This is a genomic window from Clostridium nigeriense, assembly GCF_900086595.1.
Taxonomy (GTDB): domain Bacteria; phylum Bacillota; class Clostridia; order Clostridiales; family Clostridiaceae; genus Clostridium; species Clostridium nigeriense.
This window is the reverse complement of the sequence record NZ_LT575472.1, coordinates 32,608-58,540: the sequence shown is the minus strand read 5'-3', so window position 1 is coordinate 58,540 and position 25,933 is coordinate 32,608. Positions and strand designations below refer to the sequence as shown.

The 25,933-nt window shown below is 28.9% G+C and carries 26 protein-coding genes; 19 read left to right on the top strand and 7 right to left on the bottom strand.

Going from position 1 to position 25,933, the window contains the following annotated elements; genetic code table 11:
• Positions 1–2: 2 nt before the first annotated feature.
• From BN6774_RS00250 to BN6774_RS00215, 10 genes are all read left to right on the top strand, one after another.
• The gene (locus BN6774_RS00250) at positions 3–260 is read left to right on the top strand and encodes a DUF2508 family protein (protein ID WP_066889081.1); all 258 of its coding nucleotides are present in this window, start codon (positions 3–5) and stop codon (positions 258–260) included.
• Positions 261–304: 44 nt separating this feature from the next.
• On the top strand, positions 305–553 hold the full coding sequence (locus tag BN6774_RS00245) for a pro-sigmaK processing inhibitor BofA family protein (RefSeq protein WP_066889076.1): 249 nt from the start codon (positions 305–307) through the stop codon (positions 551–553).
• Positions 554–836: 283 nt separating this feature from the next.
• Positions 837–1,004, top strand: a complete 168-nt coding sequence (locus BN6774_RS18600; RefSeq protein WP_167349594.1) for a hypothetical protein — start codon at positions 837–839, stop codon at positions 1,002–1,004.
• Between the two features lie 19 nt (positions 1,005–1,023).
• The gene (mscL, locus tag BN6774_RS00240; protein ID WP_066889074.1) at positions 1,024–1,470 is read left to right on the top strand and encodes a large-conductance mechanosensitive channel protein MscL; all 447 of its coding nucleotides are present in this window, start codon (positions 1,024–1,026) and stop codon (positions 1,468–1,470) included.
• A gap of 192 nt (positions 1,471–1,662) precedes the next feature.
• Positions 1,663–2,739: a pyridoxal-phosphate-dependent aminotransferase family protein gene (locus BN6774_RS00235; protein ID WP_066889073.1), complete on the top strand. Its 1,077-nt coding sequence runs from the start codon at positions 1,663–1,665 to the stop codon at positions 2,737–2,739.
• A gap of 126 nt (positions 2,740–2,865) precedes the next feature.
• Positions 2,866–3,771 carry a D-2-hydroxyacid dehydrogenase gene (locus BN6774_RS00230; protein WP_066889072.1) on the top strand — a complete coding sequence of 302 codons (906 nt, stop codon included), beginning with the start codon at positions 2,866–2,868 and terminating at the stop codon, positions 3,769–3,771.
• A gap of 22 nt (positions 3,772–3,793) precedes the next feature.
• Complete coding sequence (locus BN6774_RS00225) at positions 3,794–5,029, top strand: DUF1015 domain-containing protein (protein ID WP_066889070.1); 1,236 nt, start codon at positions 3,794–3,796, stop codon at positions 5,027–5,029.
• Positions 5,030–5,674: 645 nt separating this feature from the next.
• Positions 5,675–5,824 carry a hypothetical protein gene (locus tag BN6774_RS18395; protein WP_159426796.1) on the top strand — a complete coding sequence of 50 codons (150 nt, stop codon included), beginning with the start codon at positions 5,675–5,677 and terminating at the stop codon, positions 5,822–5,824.
• Positions 5,825–5,879: 55 nt separating this feature from the next.
• A complete protein-coding gene (locus BN6774_RS00220) occupies positions 5,880–7,343 on the top strand; it encodes an RNA polymerase sigma factor (RefSeq protein ID WP_066889068.1) in 1,464 nt (487 codons plus the stop codon).
• Positions 7,344–7,519: 176 nt separating this feature from the next.
• On the top strand, positions 7,520–8,026 hold the full coding sequence (locus BN6774_RS00215; RefSeq protein ID WP_066889066.1) for a COG2426 family protein: 507 nt from the start codon (positions 7,520–7,522) through the stop codon (positions 8,024–8,026).
• Between the two features lie 157 nt (positions 8,027–8,183).
• On the opposite strand, the gene BN6774_RS00210 is transcribed toward BN6774_RS00215, so the two are convergent.
• Positions 8,184–8,876: a 5'-methylthioadenosine/adenosylhomocysteine nucleosidase gene (locus tag BN6774_RS00210; RefSeq protein WP_066889064.1), complete on the bottom strand. Its 693-nt coding sequence runs from the start codon at positions 8,874–8,876 to the stop codon at positions 8,184–8,186.
• A gap of 232 nt (positions 8,877–9,108) precedes the next feature.
• Here BN6774_RS00210 and BN6774_RS00205 point away from each other — a divergent pair, with 232 nt between their 5' ends.
• Positions 9,109–9,870: a tRNA threonylcarbamoyladenosine dehydratase gene (locus BN6774_RS00205; RefSeq protein WP_066889058.1), complete on the top strand. Its 762-nt coding sequence runs from the start codon at positions 9,109–9,111 to the stop codon at positions 9,868–9,870.
• A gap of 59 nt (positions 9,871–9,929) precedes the next feature.
• Here the strand turns inward: BN6774_RS00205 and BN6774_RS00200 are convergent, their stop codons facing one another.
• The 3 genes from BN6774_RS00200 to BN6774_RS00190 all read right to left on the bottom strand — a co-directional run bounded on the left by BN6774_RS00200 (position 9,930) and on the right by BN6774_RS00190 (position 13,535).
• Positions 9,930–10,817: an AraC family transcriptional regulator gene (locus BN6774_RS00200; protein WP_066889053.1), complete on the bottom strand. Its 888-nt coding sequence runs from the start codon at positions 10,815–10,817 to the stop codon at positions 9,930–9,932.
• A 114-nt stretch (positions 10,818–10,931) separates the two neighbouring features.
• Positions 10,932–12,059 carry an anaerobic sulfatase maturase gene (locus BN6774_RS00195; protein ID WP_066889051.1) on the bottom strand — a complete coding sequence of 376 codons (1,128 nt, stop codon included), beginning with the start codon at positions 12,057–12,059 and terminating at the stop codon, positions 10,932–10,934.
• A gap of 24 nt (positions 12,060–12,083) precedes the next feature.
• Positions 12,084–13,535 carry an arylsulfatase gene (locus tag BN6774_RS00190; protein ID WP_066889050.1) on the bottom strand — a complete coding sequence of 484 codons (1,452 nt, stop codon included), beginning with the start codon at positions 13,533–13,535 and terminating at the stop codon, positions 12,084–12,086.
• A gap of 274 nt (positions 13,536–13,809) precedes the next feature.
• Between BN6774_RS00190 and BN6774_RS00185 the strand changes: the two genes are divergently transcribed.
• The 5 genes from BN6774_RS00185 (at position 13,810) to BN6774_RS18595 (ending at position 19,359) form a co-directional block, all read left to right on the top strand.
• Positions 13,810–15,150: a carbohydrate ABC transporter substrate-binding protein gene (locus tag BN6774_RS00185; RefSeq protein WP_066889048.1), complete on the top strand. Its 1,341-nt coding sequence runs from the start codon at positions 13,810–13,812 to the stop codon at positions 15,148–15,150.
• Positions 15,151–15,224: 74 nt separating this feature from the next.
• The gene (locus BN6774_RS00180; RefSeq protein WP_066889045.1) at positions 15,225–16,115 is read left to right on the top strand and encodes a carbohydrate ABC transporter permease; all 891 of its coding nucleotides are present in this window, start codon (positions 15,225–15,227) and stop codon (positions 16,113–16,115) included.
• A gap of 10 nt (positions 16,116–16,125) precedes the next feature.
• On the top strand, positions 16,126–17,013 hold the full coding sequence (locus BN6774_RS00175; RefSeq protein ID WP_066889043.1) for a carbohydrate ABC transporter permease: 888 nt from the start codon (positions 16,126–16,128) through the stop codon (positions 17,011–17,013).
• A 12-nt stretch (positions 17,014–17,025) separates the two neighbouring features.
• A complete protein-coding gene (gnpA, locus tag BN6774_RS00170; RefSeq protein WP_066889041.1) occupies positions 17,026–19,188 on the top strand; it encodes a 1,3-beta-galactosyl-N-acetylhexosamine phosphorylase in 2,163 nt (720 codons plus the stop codon).
• Between the two features lie 3 nt (positions 19,189–19,191).
• Entirely contained in the window at positions 19,192–19,359 is a 168-nt protein-coding gene (locus BN6774_RS18595) for a DUF6903 family protein (RefSeq protein ID WP_167349593.1), read from the top strand.
• Positions 19,360–19,454: 95 nt separating this feature from the next.
• Here BN6774_RS18595 and msrA read toward each other — a convergent pair whose 3' ends face one another.
• On the bottom strand, positions 19,455–19,925 hold the full coding sequence (msrA, locus tag BN6774_RS00165; protein ID WP_066889040.1) for a peptide-methionine (S)-S-oxide reductase MsrA: 471 nt from the start codon (positions 19,923–19,925) through the stop codon (positions 19,455–19,457).
• Between the two features lie 129 nt (positions 19,926–20,054).
• Positions 20,055–20,711, bottom strand: coding sequence for a DUF4230 domain-containing protein (locus BN6774_RS00160; RefSeq protein ID WP_066889039.1), 657 nt, complete (start codon positions 20,709–20,711; stop codon positions 20,055–20,057).
• 173 nt (positions 20,712–20,884) lie between these two features.
• On the opposite strand from BN6774_RS00160, the gene BN6774_RS00155 reads away from it, so the two are divergent.
• Together BN6774_RS00155 and glcT are read left to right on the top strand one after the other, a co-directional pair.
• Complete coding sequence (locus BN6774_RS00155; RefSeq protein ID WP_066889032.1) at positions 20,885–21,823, top strand: GNAT family N-acetyltransferase; 939 nt, start codon at positions 20,885–20,887, stop codon at positions 21,821–21,823.
• A gap of 32 nt (positions 21,824–21,855) precedes the next feature.
• A complete protein-coding gene (glcT, locus tag BN6774_RS00150; RefSeq protein WP_066896342.1) occupies positions 21,856–22,716 on the top strand; it encodes a glucose PTS transporter transcription antiterminator GlcT in 861 nt (286 codons plus the stop codon).
• 54 nt (positions 22,717–22,770) lie between these two features.
• Here the strand turns inward: glcT and BN6774_RS00145 are convergent, their stop codons facing one another.
• Entirely contained in the window at positions 22,771–23,298 is a 528-nt protein-coding gene (locus BN6774_RS00145; protein WP_066896340.1) for a PTS sugar transporter subunit IIA, read from the bottom strand.
• A 510-nt stretch (positions 23,299–23,808) separates the two neighbouring features.
• Between BN6774_RS00145 and nagE the strand changes: the two genes are divergently transcribed.
• Complete coding sequence (nagE, locus tag BN6774_RS00140; RefSeq protein WP_066889030.1) at positions 23,809–25,248, top strand: N-acetylglucosamine-specific PTS transporter subunit IIBC; 1,440 nt, start codon at positions 23,809–23,811, stop codon at positions 25,246–25,248.
• Positions 25,249–25,933: the final 685 nt, after the last annotated feature.

Genomic DNA, 25,933 nt, shown 5'->3' with positions numbered 1-25,933 from the left:
AAATGAATAAAAATATTATTTTAGATTTATTATTTAAAGATGTAGATAAGAATAAGAGAGAATATAGCGAAGAAGATATAGCCTTGTTAAATAATATTCAAGATACTGTAAAAGAGATGGAAGTAGCTAGAGCTTTATTTAATGCTGTAAGTGATCCTAAGTTAATAGAGTTAGCAATTCATGCTGAAGATGCTGCAAGAACAAGATATGATTATTTAATAAGCATTGCTAAAAGTAAAGATTTAAGAAAAATAGATTAATAATATTTTTCACTAATGAATAATAATTAAATGGAGGGGATTGTATGGATTTAAATTTAATATTATATGGGTTAATAGGATTAGTACTTCTTTATTTAATAATAAAAATTTTGAAATGGCCACTTAAGATTTTACTTAATGGAGTAATTGGTATAGTATTACTATATTTAACAAATTTATTAGGCGCTTATTTTGGCTTTTCAATAGCAATTAATTGGATAACAGCTTTGATAGCTGGGTTTTTAGGAGTACCTGGAGTTATATTCTTAGTAATTTTCCAATTATTTTTATAACTTAAAAGATTTAATATAAAAACTAAGGTGGAATATCCCATTGCTTATGCAGTGTAGATATTCCACCTTTAATTATAGAGTGATTTATTGCTCCTTGTTTCTTTGAGAGAGGGAACATATTAGTTCCCTAAAGTTTATATAGATGGGAGTTAGAAGTTTTTTATTAATGAGTGAAAAGCTTCTTATAAGATTAATATATGGAGTTTATTAAAGGTGGTTACTATTATTTTAAAATTTATATGATAAAATATCTTTATTAAAAGCATGAAAAGGAGATGAAGATATGGCAGCAGGTAATGGAGTAAATTGTGGTTATTGTCCTGAGCATAAAAAAACTTGTAATGGAGATGATAAAGGTTGTTTATGTTATAAGTGTCCAAGACATTTAGGACAATGTATATGTGTTAAATATTGTAGAGAGACAGAGTCCATACTAATATTTGAAGAATAATTTTAAGGAGGTAATTATAATGCGTGAAAAGAGTAAAAAATTTATAACTGAATTTAAGGAATTTGCTTTAAAGGGCAATGTATTGGATTTAGCTATTGGGGTTATTATTGGGGGTGCCTTTAATAAAATAGTTTCATCCTTGGTTAATGATATAATAATGCCACCAATTGGAGCTATAACTGGAGGTGTTGACTTCAAAGATCTTAAATATATCTTGAAGCCACAAATTGGAGATATTCCAGCAGTTACATTAAACTATGGAGCATTTATTCAAAATGTCGTAGATTTTTTAATTATAGCTTTTTCAATATTTATATTTATTAAAGTGGTTTCTAAATTAAATAGGAAGAAAGAAGAAGCTAATAAAGAAGAGTCTATAGTTGAAGAACCAAAACTAACAGTGGAGCAAGAGTTATTAACTGAAATTAGGGATTTGTTAAAGAAAAATGATAGTGTTCAAAACTAAAGTTTTTGCATAAATTAATAATAAAAAAATAATTTTTTCATTAACAAAAGATAATTTATGGTAATTAATTGTTAATATTTTAATGAATATTCGAAATTATTAATAAAATAGTTGTTAATGATATGAAAAAGTAGTAAAATTAACAATAAAAATAAGCAATAAAGCAAAATAATTATAATGGGGGAAAAGGAAATGCATAAAAAGCTATTTATTCCAGGGCCAGTTGAGGTTAGACCAGATGTATTAGAGCAAATGGCAAAACCTATGATTGGACATAGAAGTAAAGAAGCTTCTCAGCTTCAAAGAAGAATTAGTGATAATTTAAGAAAAGTATTTTTCACAGAAAATGAAATACTTTTGTCAACTACATCAGGTAGTGGACTTATGGAAGGAGCCATAAGATCGTGTACAGCTAAGAGGGCAGCTGTATTTTCCGTGGGGGCATTTGGAAAACGATGGTATGAAATGGCTATTTTCAATAATGTTCCTGCTGATATTTTTGAAGTAGAAATGGGAAAGGCTGTTACACCAGAGATGGTTAATAGGGAACTAGCTACAGGAAAGTATGATTTAGTAGCGGTAACTCATAATGAGACTTCAACAGGGGTGATGAATCCTATTAAGGAAATTGGAGAAGTAGTGAAAAAATATCCAGATGTAGTATTTATAGTAGACACTGTAAGTTCTGCAGCTGGAACTAAAATAGAAGTAGATAATTGGGGAATAGATGTGTGTATAACATCTAGTCAAAAGGCTTTAGGATTGCCTCCAGGGCTGGCTGTTTGTACATTTTCTAATAAGGCTAAGGAAAGAGCTGAACAAGTTCCAAATAGAGGGTTTTATCTAGACTTACTATCATTATATAAGTATATTCAAAAGAAGGATTACCAATACCCATCAACACCATCAATACCGCATATGTATGCACTTGACTATCAATTAGATTATATTTTAAACAAAGAAGGTTTAGAGAATAGATTTGCAAGGCATTTAGAGATGGCTAAAGTTGTTAGGGAGTGGGCAAAGAAATATTTTGAATTATTCCCAGATGAAAATTATTTATCTAATACTTTAACAACAGTGAAAAATAATAGGGGTATAGATGTTTCAGCTTTAAATAAGGAATTAGGTAAGAGGGGATTCCAAATATCAAATGGATATGGGAGTTTAAAGGACAAGACTTTTAGAATAGCTCATATGGCCGATTGTCAAATGGAAGATATTAATGAACTTTTAAGTAATATAAATGATATTTTAGGTTTAGAATAAAAAAAATAAAGCAATAAGTATGTAATAATTAGGAAAATATAATAAGAGTTTAGATATTATTCTAAGCTCTTATTATCATAATATATAGTTTATTATGATTTCCTGTATTTAATAGGGGGTAGGAAAATGTATAATATTTTAGTTAGTGATGGATTACAAGAAAAGGCTATAAATAATCTTTTAAATTTAGGATTTAATGTTACGGACAAGCATTATGATAAAGATGAGTTGGGAGAAGCTCTTAAGGAATATGATGCTTTAGTAATAAGATCAGCCACAAAAGTTACTAGAGATGTTTTAAAAGCTGCAAAGGATGGTAAACTAAAGCTGGTAGTAAGGGCTGGAGTTGGAGTAGATAATATAGATGTAATAGCTGCTAGTGAATTTGGTATTACTGTAAGAAATACTCCAAATTCAAGTTCAGATTCAGTAGCAGAATTAGCTTTAGCTCACATGTTTGCAGTAGCAAGATTCGTTGGTACTTCTAATTATACTATGAGAAATGGTGAATGGAATAAGAAGAAGTATGAGGGGGTTGAGCTAAGTGGTAAAACTCTTGGAATTATTGGGATGGGTAGAATAGGTAAGGCATTAGCAAATAAAGCTACAGCTTTAGGAATGAAGATTGTTTATAATGATGCCTTTGGTAAAGTAAATGATATAGAATATGAATTTTTAGAGCTAAATCAATTACTTTCAGTCTCTGATTTTATATCTCTTCATGTTCCTTATGATAAAAATGCTGGCTCTTTAATAGGAAAAGATGAGTTGAAAATAATGAAGGATGGCTCTTATTTAATAAACTGTGCAAGAGGAAAAGTAGTAGATGAAGAAGCGTTATTAGAAGCATTAGATAGTGGTAAAATTGCAGGAGCAGGTATTGATGTATTTGAAGTAGAGCCAAATACTAATGAAGCTTTAGTTAATCATCCGAGAGTTAGTTGCACACCTCATATAGGTGCATCAACTATGGAAGCTCAAGAAAGAATTGGAGATGAGGTAGTTTCTGTAATTAAGGAATTTTTTAACTAAGCTAATAATAGGAGGAATTTTAATGGCAATAATTAGACCTTTTAAGGCAATAAGGCCTATGAAGGAATTTGTAGATAAGATAGCTGCATTACCTTATGATGTTATGGATAGTGATGAGGCTAGAGAGATGGTAAAGGACAATCCTTATTCATTCTTGCACGTAGATAAGGCAGAGGTAGATTTGCCTACAAATATAGATGTATATGATGATAGAGTTTACGTTAAAGCAAAACAAAATTTAGATAAAATGATTGATGATGGATTATATGTAGAAGATGAAAAACCTAGATACTATGTTTATAGGCAAGTTATGAAGGGAAGAAGCCAAACAGGACTTGTTGCATGCGCTTCTATAGATGATTACACTAATAATGTTATTAAGAAGCATGAATTAACAAGAGAAGAAAAGGAAATTGATAGAATAAATCATGTTTATAATTGTGAAGCTCATACTGGTCCAATATTTTTAACTTATAGAGAAAATAAAGATATTTCCAATATAATAAATGAATGGGTTAAGAAAGAGCCTATATATGATTTTAAGGCTGATGATGGAGTAGCTCATATTGTTTGGATTATAGATGATGAAAATACAGTAAGTAAATTACAAGAGTTATTTAAATCAGTAAAATATTTATATATTGCAGATGGGCATCATAGATCAGCTTCAGCAGTAAAAGTTGGTCATATAAAAAGAGCAGAAAAAGAAGAGTATACAGGAGAAGAGGAATTTAATTTCTTCTTATCTATATCATATCCAGATAGCGAATTAGAAGTATTGGATTATAATAGAACAGTTAAAGACTTAAATGGACTTTCTAAAGAAGAATTTTTAAGCAAGGTAAATGAGAGTTTTGAAGTTACTGAAAGTAATGAACAAGTTAAGCCAAGAGAAAAACATACCTTCGGTATGTACTTAGAAAATCAATGGTATTTATTAAAAGCCAAAGATGGTATATTTAATCCAAAAGATCCTGTAGATAGATTAGATGTATCAATACTTCAAAATAATTTATTAAGGCCAATATTAGGAATAGATGATCCAAGAAAATCTAAAAGAATTAAATTTATAGGTGGTATAAGAGGATTAAAAGAACTTGAAAGAAGAGCCAATACTGATATGAAGGTTAGTTTTTCTATGTACCCTACAACAACAGAAGATATAATGGCAATTGCAGATAGTGGAGAAATTATGCCACCAAAATCAACTTGGTTTGAACCAAAGCCTAGGAGTGGATTATTTATTCATAAATTTTAGTTTGTTGTACCCATCAAAAAAAGATTAACCAAGAAAAATAAAGATTGAACAGAACGAAGAAAGTAAGAAGAAATATATAAGAAAGAAGAGCAGAAAGGTATTGAAAACAGATGCTTGAGGGCATATTGAGCAGTACCAGCCTGTTCTTTTTTATTGAATTTTATTGAAGAGAATTGAATCAAAAACCTTATTGTATTATCCAATCTTTATTTTATCAATTGAATCAGATTGAATCCCCGAACCTCGCTCTATGCGAGCATTTCATCAACTTTTCCTCAAGGTTCAAGGTTGTTCAGTCTTTTTTTGACGTGTACATTTGTTGTAGCCACAAAATAAAGATAAACTAAGAATAAAATAAATATTTTTAAAGAGTGAGGAAAGCTAGGAATTACAAGGTTTTATGTAATTTTTTAATCCTAAATCCTTACTCTTTTTTTATTGCATTAAATCTATGAGTATAAGTAGTTTGAAAAATATATAACATTTTTAAGGGGGAAGATAATAATTTAAATAAAAGTTATCGTTAATAATCAATGGTATCTATTTAAATATAAAAAAATAAAACCTAGTAGACCAATTATGTATCTATATAGTAAATAGATGATAGGGAGAAATATTGAAGCTGAATAATAATGGAGGAATAGTGTGAAGGATATTAGTGAAAAAAAGTATATATTCACTTTAATTATTAGAGAGGCATTATATTCTAATAGATTAGGGAAAGAAGTTGAAGATAAAATATATAAGAATGTAAAGTTAGTATTAAGATATAATGGGGATAAATCAAAGCATTGACATATAAAATTGAAATTGTTACCATAAAATGAGAATATGTATAAGGGGTAACATTATGGAGAGAAACCAATTTATAAGGTGCGTAGAAGAATTTAAAAATGGTGATGAAAGTAAGTTTGAAATTATATATTTAGAAACAAATAATAAATTGTATAATTATATATTTTCTTTAAGTGATTCTTTAAATAATGAAGATTGTATTGAACTTGTACAAGATACTTATATACAGGTTAATAAAAAGATAGACACATTAAAAGATAGTAAAGCATTTACTTCTTGGATGTTTATTATAGCAAAAAATAAGACTATAAGATATTTAGATAAAACGAAAAAAGAAGTCTTACTATCTGAAGATGGACAAGGGATTTTTGAACTTCAGTATGAAACTGATATAGACCTTTTGCCTCAAGAGTTATTAGATAGTAAAGAAAATCAGAGAATGATATTAGATATATTGGAATCTCTTCCAAAAGAACAAAAGGAAGTAATCTATCTTAGATATTATAACGGACTATCAGTTAAACAAATTGCAGAAAAGTTAAATATTTCAGATGGAACAGTAAAAAGCAGGCTCAATTATGGGAGGAAGAAGATACAAGTAGAAGTAGAAGCCTTAGAAAAGAAGGGTACAAAACTTTATGGTATTACTGGATTGCCATTTATTTTCTTTATGCTTAGATATGCCTTACAAGCAGAGGGAATATCAGCAGAAAATTCACAAAATATTTTAAGTAATGTAGTTAATAGCAATAGTGGTACAGTATTAGGAGAAACAGAACTAATTAACCATAGTAGTTTAAATAGTGAAGCATCTAAATCTTTTGATAGTGGAGAATGTTTAGGTAATGATATAGTTAGCGAGGAATTAAAAGCTACTGGGAAAAGTCTTGGAATGAAAGGAATTGTAGCAGGAGTAATAGCTGTATTATTAACAGGGGGAGGAATCTTCATATATAATATGCCTAAAAGCGATTTTAATACAAGTACAGTTAATCATGAGGAAAATAGTACAGGTGGGGAAGTCGTGGAAAACACTGAGAGTGAGGAACTAAGATATGAAGTAGAAAAATACAAGGGACATGCTGAAGAACTATATGATTTAGCAGATACAGGTAACTTAATCTCAAGAGATTCAAATGAACTATGGACAATTGATAATTTTCTTAATGAAATGCAACTTATAGATGATGGTTATAGTGAGCCATACTATGATTCTGTTCATCCAATGTGGAGTGTTGACAGTATAAATGATATTATTCGTGATGTTGAAAATGTGATTGATGATAGAAAAGAAATATCTAAATTTGAAGATATTAATGATAAAGAGAAAGAAACATTAAAAGAATGTGATGATATGATTAAATATTTTTTAAATCACCAAGAAAAGTTAGATACTCTAAATGATAGACTTAAGATAATAGCAGAGCATAATGGAAGTGAAAGATCAAAAGAAGCAGCAATTGAATTTAATCAGAAATATCAATATTATAAGACTCTATTAAAAGAACTTAATTTTTAAAGATGCCTTATTAAAGAGGTTTTTTAGAGATAAGGAAAAGTTTTAATTAGAAAAAAATTATAATGTAGAATTAAGGACTTGAATACTATGTATTTATTATGTAATCTTATATATATACCAATAATTGCATGTTTATAAATAAGATTTAAAGAAGTATATAGTATAAGGAGTATATTATGACAGATTCATTAATTAATTGGTTTACTAGTACATTAAGCTTTATGCCAAAGGAGCTTATAGCATTTATAATATCCATGGTGCCTATTTTAGAATTAAGAGGTGGCTTAATTGCAGCTTCATTATTAGGAATTGGAGTATTTAATGCTATATTTCTATGTGTTTTAGGAAATATAGTTCCTATTCCATTTATTTTATTTTTCATTACACCAATATTTAACTGGATGAAAAAAACTAAGTTATTTAAACCTATGGTTGAGAAGTTAGAAAAGAAATCAATGGCTAAAAGTGAGCAAATTCAAAAATATGAATTTTGGGGACTTGCCTTATTTGTTGGAGTACCTTTACCAGGAACAGGTGCATGGACAGGAGCACTTATAGCAGCATTACTTGGAATCAAAACTAAAAAAGCATCCTTAGCAATCTTTGTAGGATTAATAATAGCAACAATAATAATGACTATTATATCCTATGGAATTCCATGGGTAATTCAAACAATGGCTTAAAATATATGAATTAATAAGAATAAGACTCCTTAGTGAGTCTTTATTTTTTTATAAGAAAGAATGAGAAATTATTGCTTTTTAGTGTAAAGGATAAAATGTAATATTGCGTTTACTTGGAGCAAAGCGATGGAAAAAGCAATATTACATTTCTACCCATTTAAAGTTTTTTAAGCATATTTTTTAATATAATAGTTGAATTTCTTACGGCTATAGGAATGAATTTTTCATAATCCATATGAGCACCGTTATTAGCATTATCAGAAATTGATCTAATAACTACACAAGGAATATTATTTAAATAACAAACTTGAGCTATGCTAGCACCTTCCATTTCACATGCCATAGCCTTAAATTCTTCTTCAAACCATTTAATTTTATTTACACTTGAAATAAATTGATCCCCAGAAATTATTCTACCTGAGAAAGTATTTATTTCATTTATTTCTTCACAAGCTTCTAAGGCAGCTTTAACTAAAGTTTCATTACACTTAAAATCAAAGGTATCTAATCTTGGAATTTGACCATGGGGATCTCCAAAAGCTGTAGTATCCATATCATGCTGTACTAAATTAGTGCCAACTACAACATCTCCAGGATAAATATCCTTACCAATTCCCCCAGCAACTCCAACATTTATTATAGAAGTAGCATTAAATTCAGATATTAATATTTGAGAGCAAACTGCAGCATTAACTTTACCAATTCCACAAACTACTGCAATAATATCTTTACTTCCTAAAGTACCTCTATAAAAAGTCATATTAGCTTTTTTAGTTTCTTCTTTTATATCCATATCTTTTAAAAGAAGTTCTAATTCTTCTGTCATTGCACTTATAATTCCTAAAATCATAAACTTTCCTCCTTAAAGTTATGTATGTATAACTTAAATCTTTTAATATCTTAACATATTATCTACTTTATTTAAATAAAATATATAATTTACTACTTTTTAACTTAATATATTTTAATTGTTTAAAATTCAAATAAAAATATTATTGTTTATACACTAATAATAGTCTAAAATAAGATATATTAAATTTAAATATTTTAAAATTAAGATAAATGTAAAAGGAGAGAAATTAATGATACAACATCCATTGTCTAGGACAGAACTACTTATAGGAAAAGATGGACTAGAAAAACTAAAAAATGCGAAAGTAATGGTATTTGGTGTTGGAGGAGTAGGAAGCTTTGCAGTGGAGGCATTAACTAGAGCAGGAGTAGGAACTTTGATATTAGTAGATGATGATACTGTATGTTTAACTAATTTAAATAGACAAATACATGCTACATATAATACAGTAAGTAAAGTTAAAGTAGATGTTATGAAGGAAAGAATCCTTTCAATAAATAGAAAATGTAATGTAATAACTCATCAAATTTTTGTAACCCCTGATAATTTGGCAGAATTAATTCCAGATGATGTTGACTATGTAATAGATGCTATAGATACTGTATCTGCTAAAATAGCATTAGCACAATATTGTTATGAAAAAGGAATTAATATAATAGCTTCAATGGGTACAGGAAATAAATTAGATCCAACCCAATTTAAAGTATCTGATATATATAACACAAAAGTTTGTCCTCTTGCTAAAGTTATGAGATACGAGCTTAGAAAAAGAGGTGTTAAAAAGCTGAAAGTCGTGTATTCAGAGGAAAAACCAAGAAGACCTAAGGAGGAAGATGTAGTTACTTGTAAAACTGGATGTGTTTGTACTGGCGGCACTAAAAAATGCGCATCTAAAAGACAAATACCAGGAAGTATGTCCTTTGTTCCTCCAGTAGCAGGAATGATTTTAGGCGGAGAAGTTATAAAATCTATTTTAGATATAAATGAATAATAGAGCTGTAGCATAAGTTTTAAATTCTAAATTGTATATTTTACATTAAGGGCTGTTTGTTACAGCCCTTTTTGAGTTTCTTTTATTTCTACTTTTGAATTTTTTAATCTATAATCTTTTGGTGTTGTACCTGAAACTTTTTTAAACATTTGACTAAAGTAGGATGAGTTAGAAAAACCAACAATAGATGCAATATCTCTAATTGAATAGTTAGTAGTAGCAAGAAGGTTTTTTGCTTCCCCAATTCGTTTGTTTATAACATAATTTATAGGGGATACTCCTATTTGTTTAGTAAAGGTATGAACTAAGTGAAATTTATTCATATATGATAAATCGGATAAATAATCCAAAGTGATATTTTGAGAATAGTGAGCATCTATATAGTTTTTAATTTTTATACATTCTAAATTTAATTTTTCTTGGGATTCTTCTATGAATAGTAGTGAAGTTGTGCTGCGTATGATGTGTGTTATAAATAAGGTTAATATACTTTTACAAATAATTTCATAATTAAATTCTTTACTTTCTACTTCCTTTATTAAAGTATTAAAATAATCTAAAATCAAATTTTTATCTTTGGAAAGGTTCATTATTTCATATAATTTTATTTGATGTTCGTTACTAGTCAAGCTATGGGATTCTGGAAAATTTAAAATTAAATTATCTATTCCAAGAACTATATATTCAAGAGGAACATCAGATAAAGAAGACTTTTCAGTATGAAGACAATTAGGATTAATAATTATTAAGTCCCATTTGTTAACATTTACAATTTGATCGTTTAAATGAAATGCTCCTGATCCATTAGTTATAAAAAATATTTCAGTAAAAGGATGAAAGTGAGCAGTACTATGCCAATCGTTTTCAAATTTGGATTTACTTATATAAAGCAACTCATAATTAGGTTCATAATTGTTCTTATTTACTAGATATCGGGTGATTCCCATTTTATACCCCCATTTCATATGTATATTTATTTTATTATATCACAATATATATAAAATTATAATATTGTTATTATAGCAATATTGACATAATAAATTAGCAATATTGCTATAAGTTTATAATATTATTTTCCTTGTTTTTATTTTAAAGGCTACATCATTAAATCTATCTATTGAATAGGAGTAGAAATCGTAGTATGCTTCACAGAAATAATTAAGGTTGTTAACTTGATTTTCCCTATGACGCCTACAACCGTTTCTACAAATAGAATAGTATTTACAACTGTTACACTTACTATTTTTATTAATAGAACTATTTAAAAAATTAATCGTAGTAGTATTCCTATGCATAATATTAAAGGAATCAGTTAATATATTTCCAATTTTATAAGTTTCATAAGTATAGAAATCGCAAGGATAAACTGAACCATCACTTTCTATAATATGTTGGCAAGAGCAGACTCCTTTCATATCACAAGCTTCATAATCTTGATTAAAAAACAAGCCAAGAATATTATCAAACATTCGTATGCTAACATAGTTATTATTAATAGCATCCTCATACCAAAGGTCAAAAAGCTTCATTAAAAAATTTTTATATTCTTCTTTTGTAATAGAAAACTTCCTTGAAGTCAAAGAAGTATTTTCTAATGGTTCTAAACAGGGTATAAATTGTAGATATTTAAAATTATTTTTCTTAAAAAAGTTATAAGTACTTTCAATTTTTTTACATAAAGCGGAAGTTACAACTGTAAGTATATTAAATTCAACATTATACTTTTGAAGTAACTTTATTCCTCTCATAACTTTATTAAATGTTTCTTCATTTTTATAGTTAACTCTATTTAAATTATGAATATCTTTGTTACCATCAAGAGATAAACCAATTAGAAAGTTATTTTTACTAAAAAATTCTGCCCATTCATCTGTAATTAATGTGCCATTTGTTTGAAGAGAAAAAGAAAAATTAGTATTATTTCCAAAGTCCTTTACAAACTCAATAAGTTTTTTATAAAAATTTAAACCTATAAGTAAAGGTTCCCCTCCCTGAAATCCAATTACACAACTTCCACCATTACAATAATCAGAAGCCTTTTCTATTATAACCTTAAGAGTATCTTCCTTTAGGAATCCATAATCTTCAATATCCCTAGCTTCTGCTATAGAATGATAAAAACAATATTTACAGTTTAAATTACATTTACTAGAAGATGGTTTTATCATTAGACTTAAATTTCTTTTCATTTATATTCTCCCATCTAAAATTAATTATAATATATGAGATAAGGTATTTACAGGATTACACCCTGTTTTAAGAGTAAATCCATCAGTATATCCTTCCTCTCTATCCAACAATTCTTTAATTAAACAGTTTCTTAAATAATCAATACGTTCTTTATATAATTTATTATTAATTAAATTATATTCCTCCCTAGGATCATCTTTTAGATTAAAATATTGTTCTTCATTTTTTTCGCTATACCATATAAATTTATCCGATTTAGTAACAATATAATGATTAGATAAACTTGAATGGAAACTATGTTCACCATGTAAATAATCACGATGATTTTTTTTATCGCCACAAATTTCTGGAACTAATGAAAAACCATCTACACCTTTAGGGATTTTTATACCAGCAAAATCTAAAATTGTAGGCATTATATCTCTAAGTTCAACAAGTGTATCACTTCTAAATGGTGCCTTATGTTTTATATTATCACCAACATGAATAATTAGTGGGATATGAGTACTTCCTTCATATGGGAAGGCTTTGCGATATAAGTTGTTATCAAATAAAAGTTCACCATGGTCAGATAAGAACAGAATAATAGAGTCATCATAAGTTCCATCCTCGATTAAAGAGGTAATTAGCCTTCCTATTTGATGATCTACATGGGTTATACATGCATAATATCCGCACATAGCTTCATGACGTAGATCTTTATCCTTACAACCATAAATTGAATCTTTTATACTTCCGTATTTTTCAGTAAGGCTTGGATCAACCCAATCACCACTTGCTGGTTCTCTTAAAGATTTATCTTTATACATATCAAAATAAGATTTAGGTGCATCAAAAGGTTGATGTGGACGAACAAAGGAACTCATTAAGAAAAATGGTTTTGTTCTATCTCTTGTTTTTAAAAATCTAATACTTTCATCTACTACCCAATTTGTTGGATGAAGTTTTTCCTCATAAATCCATGGATGAGTAATCCAAGAATTACACTCAGGACCAGTTACATTAAAATCCGCAGTTTGTCCCTCTTTATCTTTTAAGTAATATAAGTAGTCATCTGTTACTTCTTGATGTTGGTAATGGGGGATAAGATTGCTTCTATAATGAGCTAAATATCCGTCATGAAGTTTAATATTATTAAATCCGCAAGATAGTCTAGGTGGATCAACATGCATTTTACCAATACATTGAGTTTGATATCCATTATTAGATAATTCTTCAGCTAGCATATGATCATAATTCCAAGGGATTCCATCTTCGTAGCCGACGCGACCATGATTTTTTTGGCTTTTACCAGTAAATAGTGCAACTCTAGCAGGAATACAACTAGGACAAGCTGAATAAGCATTATCAAAATTTATACCTGTTGTTGCTAGTGTATCTAAATATGGAGTTTTTACATCAGGATGTCCATTGAAAGATAAGCAATCACCACGAAATTGATCACACATCAATAATATAATATTTGGTTTTTTCATATCAATACCCTTCTTTCTTGTAAAAAAGTATATAAAAATGTATAAAATTCTTTGTGTAAATGTTTATATAACAGATTATAACAAAGAAAATATTGGTAAACAATTAAAATTAAGGTATAATGCTATTAGTAATTTATCAATAACAATATATAGATAAAACAAGACAATATCATTATAGAAAAAACGTTTACTTAAAATTATACTATAAATTGTAGATAGACTTTTTATTTTATAAAAACAAGAAATTATAAAAATTTAAAGGGGACGAGATTTTATGAAAAAATTATTATGTATGTCATTAGTAGCTCTTATGGCTGCAACAACACTTGTAGGGTGTGGTTCTAAAACAACTGGCGGAGATAAAGTTGAGGGAGAAAAAAGAGTTTTAAAGGTAGCTGCATTTGAGGGTGGAAATGGAGCGGAAATATGGAAAAATCTTGAGAAGGCTTTTGAAGAAGAAAATAAAGATGTAGATGTTCAATTACAACTTTCTTCAAAATTAGATGAGGAATTACGTCCTCAAATGTTAGATGGAGAATATCCTGATGTTGTTTATTATAACATAGGACAAAAAAGTGGATTCACAGAAACAATGATTAAAGAAAATGCTTTATTAGATATTTCTGATGTATTTACTGGTGAATTAAAAGATAAATTAGCAGATGGATTTGCAGAAAATGCAATTACACAACCATATGGAGATGGAAAAACTTATTTAGCTCCTATTTTCTATTCACCAACAGGATTATGGTATGATGCATCTAAATTTGAAAATGGAAAAGCACCTGCAACTTGGGATGAAATGTGGAAGTATGGAGATAAATTAAAGGCAGAAGGAAAAGCATTATTTACTTATCCTCAATCAGGATACTTAGATGGAACTTTATTTGCATTATTATATCAAGCAGGTGGAGATGATTATTATAAGAAGGCATTAGAATATGATGCTAATACTTGGAATTCTAAAGAAGGACAACTTGTAATTGATACAATTGCAAAATTAGCAACATATACTTGGGATGCAACAGTTTCAAATGCAAATAGTGATGGTGGATTTAAGAAGAATCAACAAGCTGTAATAGATGGACAAGCAGCTTTCATGCCTAATGGTAACTGGGTAGTTGGAGAAATGGCTGAGTCAACTCCAGAAAACTTTAAATGGGGATTCATGCCTTTACCAGCTTATGAAGAAGGTGGAAAGCGTTATGCTTATACATTCTTTGAACAAGCTTGGGTACCAAAGGATGGAAAGAACCATGATGATGCTAAGGAATTTATTAAGTTCTTATATTCAGATAAAGCAGTTGATCTTATGTTAGCTAATAAAGCTCCAAACAAGGATGGAGAAATGGTTGCTACACCAGTTGTTCAACCAGTTAAAGGAATTGTTGACAAACTTGATGGAGATATGAAGTTATTCTATAGCATTTATGAGCAAGAAGGTGTATTACCTGCATTAGGAAACTGGGCTACAACAGATGTAATTGAAGGACTAGACTTTAAGAAAGCTGTATATGGTGCAGTAGATTCTGTAATCAATGGTTCAATGACTGCTGATCAATGGAAGGCTCAATTAAATGATACTTTTGCAAAATGTAAGGCAGCTTTAAAATAGTAGGATAAGTTAGTTATATAGTTAAACGGTGAGTTTCATGACTCACCGTTTGATTTAAAAAGAGGTGAGAGTATATGAATAAAAGAAAGTCACAAAGGCGATTTATTTTGGCCTGCATGACACCAGCTGTAATTCTTGTAACAATATTTATGGTAATACCTACATTTAATGTATTTAGAATGTCATTATACAAGTGGGGAGGTCTTTCTAACAATAGAACATTTCAAGGGTTTAAGAATTTTGAAATTTTAATACAAGATCAAAACTTCCTACAATCTATACAAAATTCAATTTTAATTATTACACTTGTAACTATTATTACTCTTATAATTGCAGTATTTTTTGCGGCAATACTATCTAAAGAAGACTTTAAAGGAAAAAACTTTTTTAGAGTAATATTTTATATACCTAATATTTTAAGCGTTGTAGTTATCTCAGCAATATTTGGAGCAATTTATGATCCTCAATCTGGATTATTAAATAGTGTATTAGGGTTTTTACATTTAGATAATTTAAAACAAATGTGGATGGGTAATCCTAATATAGTTATATATTCTTTAATTTTTGCATTGATTTGGCAGGCAATTGGATACTATATGGTTATGTATATGGCTAGTATGGCATCAATTCCAGATAGTTTTTATGAGGCTGCAGGATTAGATGGTGCAGGTAAAATAAAGCAATTCTTTGTAATTACTTTACCTCTTATTTGGGATAATATTCGTACTACATTAACATTTTTTGTTATTAGTACAATTAATTTAAGTTTCTTAATGGTTCAAATAATGACTGGTGGTGGGCCTAATGGACAAACAGAGGTATTTTTAAGTTATATGTATAAGCAAGCATATACATCATCAGCTTATGGATATGGAATGGCAATTGGAGTTGCAGTATTCTTATTCTCATTTATTTTATCAGCAGTAATTAATAAAATTACTGAGCGTGAAGTGTTAGAGTTTTAGGAGGTAGGGTATGAAAGGAATAAACAAGACAAAATCAAATAGTACTAATAGTTTATATAAAATATTCATTTATATAGCCTTAATTACTCTAGCAGTTTCAATTATTGTCCCAGTTGCTTGGGTATTTATGGCGAGTCTTAAATCTAATGCTGAATTTGTTGGACAAGATGTTAATCCATTTGCTTTTCCGAAAAAGTTAATTTGGGAGAACTTTAGCATTGCCTTTGGTAAAGCTAAAATGGGTGAGTATTTGTTAAATTCAGTAATGGTTACAACTTTAGCACTTAGTATATTATTAGTTGTAGCATTACCAGCATCTTATTGTTTAGCTAGATTTGATTTTAAAGGTAAAAAGTTTTTAAGTGCAGGATTTATGGCAGGATTATTTGTTAACGTTAATTATATTGTTGTTCCAATATTTTTAATGTTAAGCTCTGCAAATAGAATGTTTGATGTTAGATTTTTTCTGAATAATCGTTTGGTTTTAGCAATAGTTTACGCATCAACACATTTACCATTTACTATTTATCTTTTAAGTGGATATTTTAAAACATTACCTAAATCTTATGAAGAGGCTGCATTAATCGATGGATGTGGATATTTTAAAACAATGATTAAAATTATGGTTCCAATGGCAAGGCCAAGTATTATTACAGTAATATTATTTAACTTTTTAGCTTTCTGGAATGAATATATTATTGCATTTACATTAATGACATCAAAGAACAAGACTTTACCTGTTGGATTACAGAATTTAATGGCTGTTGAAAAAACAGCAACTAATTATGGAATTATGTATGCTGGTTTGGTAATTGTAATGATACCAACATTAGTTTTATATATTTTAGTACAAAAGAAACTTACACAAGGTATGAGCCTTGGTGGATTAAAGGATTAAGGAGGATTAATTATGGCAAAGACAAGAGGCAGAGTTACATTACCTAGTGAAAGCAATTTTCTTGAAGAAACTAAAGAATTATTATCCCGTTGGGGAGCAGATGCTATTCGCGATAGTGATGGTACTAAACTTAGTGATGATATAAAGAAATTAGATGCAAAAATTTATACAACATATTTTGTTGCACGTGGTCATAATGATTTTGCTGAAAAGCATATGGATGAATGTCAGCAAATATATTTGATGAGTGAATACACATTAGCAACTACTAAAAATATAGAAATAAAATTCTTATCTTCCTATTATAATCAGCAAGTAAAAGCTGATTATGATCATGATCCAAAAGTATGGTGGGAAGTTATAGATAGAACAACTAATGAGGTTGTTCCAGTTGAAAATTGGGAATATGATAAAGAAAACAATATAGTTAAAATAAATAATTGTGAAGAGTTCCATGAATACACAGTTTCTTTCCTTGCATATGTGTTATGGGATCCAACACAAATGTATAATCATATAACAAATAATTGGGGAGATGTTCCTCATGATATACCTTTTGATGTTAGAAAGCCAAATTCAAGAAAGTTTGCTTTTGAATATTTAGAGCAATGGTTAAAGGATAATCCTGATACTGATGTAGTTAGGTTTACAACATTTTTCTATCACTTTACATTAATATTTAATAATTTAGCAAAAGAAAAGTTTGTTGATTGGTGTGGATATGGTGCTAGTGTTTCTACTGAAGCTTTATTAGCATTTGAAGAAGAATATAAATATAAATTGCGTCCAGAAGTATTTGTTCAAAATGGTTATTATAATTCAACCTTCTGTGTTCCTACAAAGGAGTATCTAGATTATATTGATTTCCAACAAAGATTTGTTTCTCAAACAGCAAAAGAGTTAGTTGAGTTAACTCATAAGGCTGGAAAAGAGGCAATGATGTTCCTTGGGGATAATTGGATAGGAACTGAGCCTTATGGGAAGTATTTCCCAGGAATTGGACTAGATGCTGTAGTAGGAAGTGTTGGAGGGGGAGCTACTCTTCGTTTAATATCTGATATTCCTGGTGTTAAATATCATGAAGGTAGATTTTTACCTTACTTTTTCCCAGATACTTTTTATGAGGGAAATGATCCTACAATTGAAGCAATTGACAATTGGTTAAGCGCAAGACGTGCTATTATGAGAAAACCAATTGATCGTATTGGATATGGTGGATATCCAAGTTTAGCATATAAGTTCCCTAAGTTTGTTGATTATATAGAGAAAACTTGTGATGAATTTAGAGAGATATATGATATTGTCCATGATGTTGAACCTTACTGTGGATTAAAGGTAGCTATATTAAATAGTTGGGGAAAACTAAGAAGTTGGCATCCTTATATGGTTGCACATGCTTTATGGTGTAAGCAAATATATTCATATAATGGAATGCTAGAATCATTAAGTGGAGCTAGCGTAGATGTAACTTTTATAAGCTTTGATGATATAAAGGAAAATGGGATACCAAATGATATAGATGTAATAATAAACGCTGGAGATGCATATACAGCATTCTCAGGTGGGGATGTATGGAAGGATCCTAAGTTTGTAGCTACAATACGTGAATGGATTTATAATGGTGGAGGATTTGTTGGTATTGGTGAACCAACAGCAGTTGAAAATGGAGGACACTTCTTCCAATTAGCAGATGCCTTTGGTGTAGATAAGGAATTAGGCTTTACACTACACACTGATAAGTATTTCCATGATGAAGTTGAAAAACATTTCATTAAGGAAGATAAGGTAGAGGACTTTGATTTTGGTGAAGGAATGAGAAATATCTATGCTACAAAGCCTTCAACAAAAATAATTGCTTATAGTAATGGTGAAGTAAATCTTTCAAGTAATGACTATGGAAAGGGAAGATGCGTTTATATAGCTGGACTTCCATATTCAGAGCAAAATACACGCTTATTAATGAGATCATTGTATTACTCTGCAAATAAGGAAAATGAATTTAAGAAGTGGTATGCAGATAATTTATACTGTGAAGTACATGCTTATCCAAGTATTAATAAGTATGCTATTTTAAATAATACAAACAAAGAGCAAGTTACCAATGTCTATGATGGTAATGGTAATATGGTTCATGTTACTTTAGAACCTGGTGAAATTAGATGGATGGTGATGTAGTATATGAATAATATGACAAAAATAATTATTAATATAATTGCATTTGTAGTATTCTTATCAATGATTATTATAGGGCAAAGAAATATAGGAATACCTGGATTATCTATAATGTTAGTTGGATTAACTGGACTTCTTACACAGCTATTTTTATACAATAAAAAGAACAAATAAGATAGTGCTATGGCATAGTTAAAAATGAGTAATAGAAAAAAGTATAATTTTAGATTATACTTTTTTCATTAAGGGGCTGTCTTCCACAGCCCCTATTATAATTTTATATGACAATATCCACCAGGATTTTTCTTTAAATATTTTTGATGATATTCCTCAGCTTTGTAGTAGTTATTTAAAGGGACAACCTCAGTAACTATCTTCTTATCATATTTCTTTTGTATTTCTTCCTTACTATTTAATATTATTTCTAAATCAGAAGAGTCTAAATAATATATACCTGTTCTATATTGACTTCCTAAATCAGGACCTTGTCTATTTAAAGTGGTAGGATCTATTATAGACCAATATTCTTTTAATAAATCTTTTAAGTTTAGAATTTTATCGTTATATTCAACTAAGCAAGCTTCAGCAAAATAAGTATTTTTGTAACATACATCTTCATATGTTGGATTTTCAGTCCTTCCATTAGCATAACCAACTTCTGTATAAGTAACACCATTTATTCTAGAGAGAAATTCTTCAACTCCCCAAAAACATCCACCTGCTAAAACAATTTTTTTCATTTTTATCACTCTCCTATATATATGTTTCAATTAATAATATACATAATTATAATTTAGAGTATTCATTACAATTATATATGATTAAATATTTACTTAATATTATACATCTAAAATGAATATTAACCATATTTATTTAAAAGATATATTAACTTTAATTTCATCACTTATAAATTTATTTAATAAGTTTGTAAGTGATATTTTAGAGTTGTATAAGGCTTTATTGTATATATCTTTATCTTGAAGAGTTTCTTCAAAGCTTTTGTACACCTCATCTTGAATTAAATCAAATTCTTCTGAGGTAAGCTTTATGTCTCCAAATCTTAATAGTCCGTTAGAAGTATCCTCATAAATGGTTTTTTCTCTGAGTATATTTATATTAAAGATTTTAGGTTCAGGTATAGTAATATTTAAAGTAGTATTTTTTTCATCCATTTGAATATCTTCATCAGTAAATTTAGATAAGTCTATATAATAAGAACAGTTTGCAAAGAATTTTATTCTTTTATATTTTTCAAAAATTTCAAGATTTCCTAAACTTTTATCTATAGTAATTGATTTTGAAAGCTCCACCTCTAAGGGAATTATTTTATTTGTATTTTTTATTTCATTAATCAAATTATCCTCAGAAATTATATTTATATTATTAATATTTGAATAATCTTTAAAAATATCATACAAATTTAATTTTATTATAAATATAATAATTAAAAATAGTAAAATTATACATGAAATCTTAATGAATTTTTTGATTTTTTTACCTCTTTTTAAGAACTTTAAAATAACCATTGAATCTCCTAAATTATTGATAACACTAAAATATATGAGGTGTTTTATAAATTAATGAAAACTACAAGGGCTTACATTTAATTAATTAGTAGAATATAAGATATTGTGTAAATACAGGTTTTATCGTTATAATATAGATAATAGTAAACATATTCAACTTAGGAGATTATATTATGAATGAAATCAGAGAAGTAACTATAGAGCTTGTTAAGGGAAGTCTTAATGACTATATAATTAAGGATAAAGATAATATCTTTATAGGAAGGTTTACTATAGTTGAATTAGACAAGGATAATAAGAAGTGTAATCTTAAACTGAAATTTTTTAAAGACAATAAACAAAGGTTATTAAGAGAAACGGTAATAAGCATATTAAAGGCAATATTTAAAGACAACACTATATATAAAGCTAATATATTAGTAGATGAAAATATTAATTACAAGGTATTTTTAGATTTAGGTTTTACACTAGAAGGGATATTTACTGAGAATATTTTATTAAATGGAGTCTATTTAGATGAATTAAGTTTTGGAATTAACAGAAGTGAATTTAACAGTAAACAAAGAAATTATATTGTAAAATTAAAGGGCAACAATGTAGTGTTAAAAAGTTTTACACCAGATTGTACAGAGGAATTATTAGATTATTATAATAGAAATAAAGATCATTTAAGTAATTATGAACCTACAAGAGATGCTAGCTTTTATACTTATGAAACTCAAAGAGATTTACTTCTTGAAAGTTATAAAAATCTTATGAATGGTACAGGTGTTGATTTAGGTATTTATAAGAATGATAAGCTAATTGGAAAGGTAAAAATATCAAATATAGTTTATGGTGTTTTCAAAAGTGGGATTGTTGGATATTCTATGGACAAAGATTATCAAGGTAAGGGATATATGCAGGAATCTTTAAATTTAGTATTAAGATATGCAGAAGATGAGCTGGAACTTCATAGATTAGAGGCTTCAGTTTTAACTGATAACATTAGATCTAGGTCAGTTCTCCTAAAGTGTGGGTTTAAAGAGCTTGGTTTAAATGAAAAATATTTATATATAAATGGGGCTTGGCGAGATCATGTTACGTTTTATAGGATATTAGAAAGGAGCTAATAATATTATTATTGAAAAAGGTAGGGAATGTTGTGGAGAAGATAATATTAAATAATAATGCAAAAGTGGTTAAATCTTTTAATAATAACATATTGCTTGTAAGAGAAAGTGGAAAAGAAAGAATTTTATTTCAAAAGGGAATAGGATTTGGGAAAAAACCAGGTGATATTGTAGAAAAGGGAACTATAGTAGAAAAGGTATTTGTAATTGAAGATAAAGATAATCAAAGAAATTTTGATGAAATATTAAATAGAGTAGATACAAAATTAATCGCATTGGTAGAGGAAGTAATAGCAGAGATTACAGATGAATTAGGAGAAGAGTTAAATGAGAATATTCATGTAGGCTTAATTGATCACTTATTCTATGCAATAAGAAGGTTAGAAGATAAGGAAGAAATTCAGAATCCTTTCTTAGTAGAAATAGAAACTCTTTATGGAAGAGAATTTAGTATGGCAAGTAGGTTAGCTAATAGAATAAAGGAAGAACTTAATGTTGATGTTCCGGAAGGTGAAAAAGGATTTATAGCTCTTCATATTCACTCTGCTAGAAATAACGGGAAATTATCAAATACTATCAAGTATAGTTTTCTAAGTAATTCTATAATAGAACATGTGGAAGATAGGCTAAAGATTCAAATAGATAGAAAATCCTTAGACTATGCAAGATTTTTAACTCATATTCGATTTGCAATAGAAAGAATTATTACTAATAAGCCTATAAAAAATGATTTAGTAGATATTATAAAAGCTAAATATAAAATATCATATAAAATTGCAGAAGAAAGCAAAAAGATAATATGTAAGGTATTGGATATAGATAAAATATCTGAAGATGAAGTTGCTTACTTAGCAATGCATATAGAAAGATTTAGAGTATCTATTGGAAAATAATGAGGAATAAAAAAACAGCCATAATATGGCTGTTTTTTGAGTTAAGTAATATTATTAAACTTCAAAATTAACTACAACAGTTTTTCCAGCAACAACATCTCCACTTTCAACTGGAGTTATAGATTTAGCAGCATCAACATTAGTTATTAAAACTGGAGTTGCTAGTGATAATCCTTTATTTAATATAACATTTCTGTCTATTTTTATTAAAGGAGTACCAGCTTTTACTCTTGTTCCTTGTTCAACTAATTGTTCAAAACCTTCTCCTTCAAGAGAAACAGTTTCTAGACCGATGTGAATAAGTAATTCTAATCCATTATCTAGAGTCATAGCAACTGCGTGCTTTGTTTTAAAGATTAGAGTAACTTCTCCATCAGCTGGAGCAACAACAGTATCTCCCTCAGCTAATATAGCCATTCCATCTCCTGCTAACTTTTCAGCAAAAACTGGATCAGGTACTTCTGATAAAGGCATTGCTTTACCTGAAATAGGAGCAACAAGTGCATTAGCATTAGTAACTGTATTTACAGCTTCTTCGTTTTTTGATTCTGAGTTAAATAAATTTTTAAAAAACTTAAACATAGTATTTCCTGAACAATCAGGAATCCACATCCTTTCTACTAAAAATTTTATCGGTATACTAATTATATATATAGTATTTATTAAAATAGTGTAATAAATACATAAATGCGTATGCTGATTAAAAACAAAAGGCATAAGTCCTATTTTGCTAATTGGACTCATGCCTGATTAAACAGTAACACGTCTAGTATGATTATATATATACTCATTATTAATTGTCAATAAATTAATAGAAAAAAGGATGGAAAATTACTAATATTTAAGAAGTAATTAAATAAAAGTTTTTTAAAAATTTTTTAAAAAAGGTATTGAAAACAATAACATATGATGATACAATATGATTGTAAATTAAATATGAGTACAAATTTAGGCGTGTTATCAAATTAGTTGAGCATGAGCCGAAAAGGATTTATAGTATAGTAATATCCTTTTCGGCCTTTTTTTATTTTACGGAATTATATTTTTAAGTGCTTAAATTTGTATAAAAAATTTTAAGGAGGAATTATTATTATGATGAAGTATCTTCAAAGACTAGGAAAATCATTGATGCTTCCAGTTGCAGCCCTTCCAGTTGCAAGTATTTTAATGGGAATAGGTTATTGGATTGACCCAACAGGTTGGGGCGCAAACAGTGTAGCAGCAGCTTTCTTATTAAAGGCTGGTGGAGCATTAATAGATAACATGGCAATTTTATTTGCTATTGGTGTAGCAGTAGGAATGTCAGATGACAATGATGGAACAGCAGGACTTGCAGGTTTAGTTTCATGGCTTATGATTACAACTTTATTAAGTCCAGCAGTTGTAGCAATGTTTAAGGGAATAGATGTTGCAGAAGTTCCAGCAGCATTTACTAAAATTCAAACTCAATTCGTTGGTATAGTTTCAGGTTTAATTGGAGCATCTTGCTACAATAGATTTAAGGGAACAAAATTACCAGACGCATTAGGATTCTTTAGTGGTAAGAGATCAGTTGCTATAATGACATCTTTAGCTTCATTAGTTGCAGCATTAGTATTATTCTTTGTATGGCCAATAGTTTACGGAGCTCTAGTATCATTTGGTAAAGCAATTATCGCAACAGATGCAGTTGGAGCAGGTATTTATGGATTCTTTAATAGATTATTAATACCAACAGGATTACACCATGCACTTAACTCAGTATTCTGGTTTGATGTTGCAGGAATTAATGATATAGCTAACTTCTGGGGTGGTACAGGAGTACAAGGACAAACAGGTATGTACATGACAGGATTCTTCCCAGTTATGATGTTTGGTTTACCAGCAGGAGCTTTAGCTATGTACCACACTGCAAAAGATAATAAGAAAAAGGCTGTATATGGATTATTATTAGCAGCTGCATTATCTTCATTCTTCACAGGAGTTACAGAACCATTAGAATTTGCATTCATGTTCTTAGCACCAGGATTATATGTAGCACATGCTGTTTTAACAGGTATATCCTTAGCTGTTTGTGCATTACTACCAGTAAGAGCTGGATTTAACTTCAGTGCTGGATTTGTTGATTGGATTTTAAGCTTTAAAGCACCAATGGCTGAAAATCCATTATGGATAATAGGAATAGGTTTAGTAGTTGCAGCTATATATTATGTAGTATTTAGAATTATAATTACTAAGTTCAACTTAAAAACTCCAGGTAGAGAAGATGATGACGATGAATTTACAGAAAATATAGCAATAACTGGAGATATGGATCAATTAGCAAAAGCTTATATTGAAGCTTTAGGTGGAAAAGAAAATATATTAACAGTAGATAACTGTGTTACAAGATTAAGACTTAATGTTAAAGATAACTCTATTATAGTAGATAAGAAATTAACAGCTTTAGGAGCTAGAGGAGTTATAAGACCGGGAAAAGGTAGCATTCAAGTTATAGTTGGAACAAATGTACAATTCGTTGCTGATGCTATAAAAGTTAATTTAAAGAAGTAATAAGTGAAAATATTTAGATGAAGGTTTTAAAACCTTCATCTTTTTATTATTAAATTTATTTGTTAAAAGAGTTAATATAAATTGTAAATATAAGAGATGATGACAAGAATTTATAGATAAAAAGCTACTATTGTCTAATGGAAAACCTATTGATCTCATATTAATTAGCCAGTTTTATAAAGAATAAATAATAAAAATTAAGTTAACTTAACCAGGTGTATCAATAATAGTATTATTAAGAAAAAAGGAGAAAATAAAAGTAATACAAAAATAATTTGTTTAAATAATTATATTTAGTAAAAATCATGAATAATTATCATGATATTATATGTCATGTGCTCGGGGGAACACCGAAAGGGAGTCACCAAGTACAGAAGAAAATGGTCTTTGAAAATTGAACAGAATATAAGTTAAGTAAAATAAACCAGCAATTCTTTTAAGTCTTAAAATTAAGACTCAAAGTAATTTGAGCAACAGATTAAACTTTTTATTGAGAGTTTGATCCTGGCTCAGGACGAACGCTGGCGGCGTGCCTAACACATGCAAGTCGAGCGAGGGGAGTTTCTTCGGAAACAAACCTAGCGGCGGACGGGTGAGTAACACGTGGGCAACCTGCCTTATAGTGGGGAATAGCCTCTCGAAAGGGAGATTAATACCGCATAACATTGCACTTTCGCATGAAAGA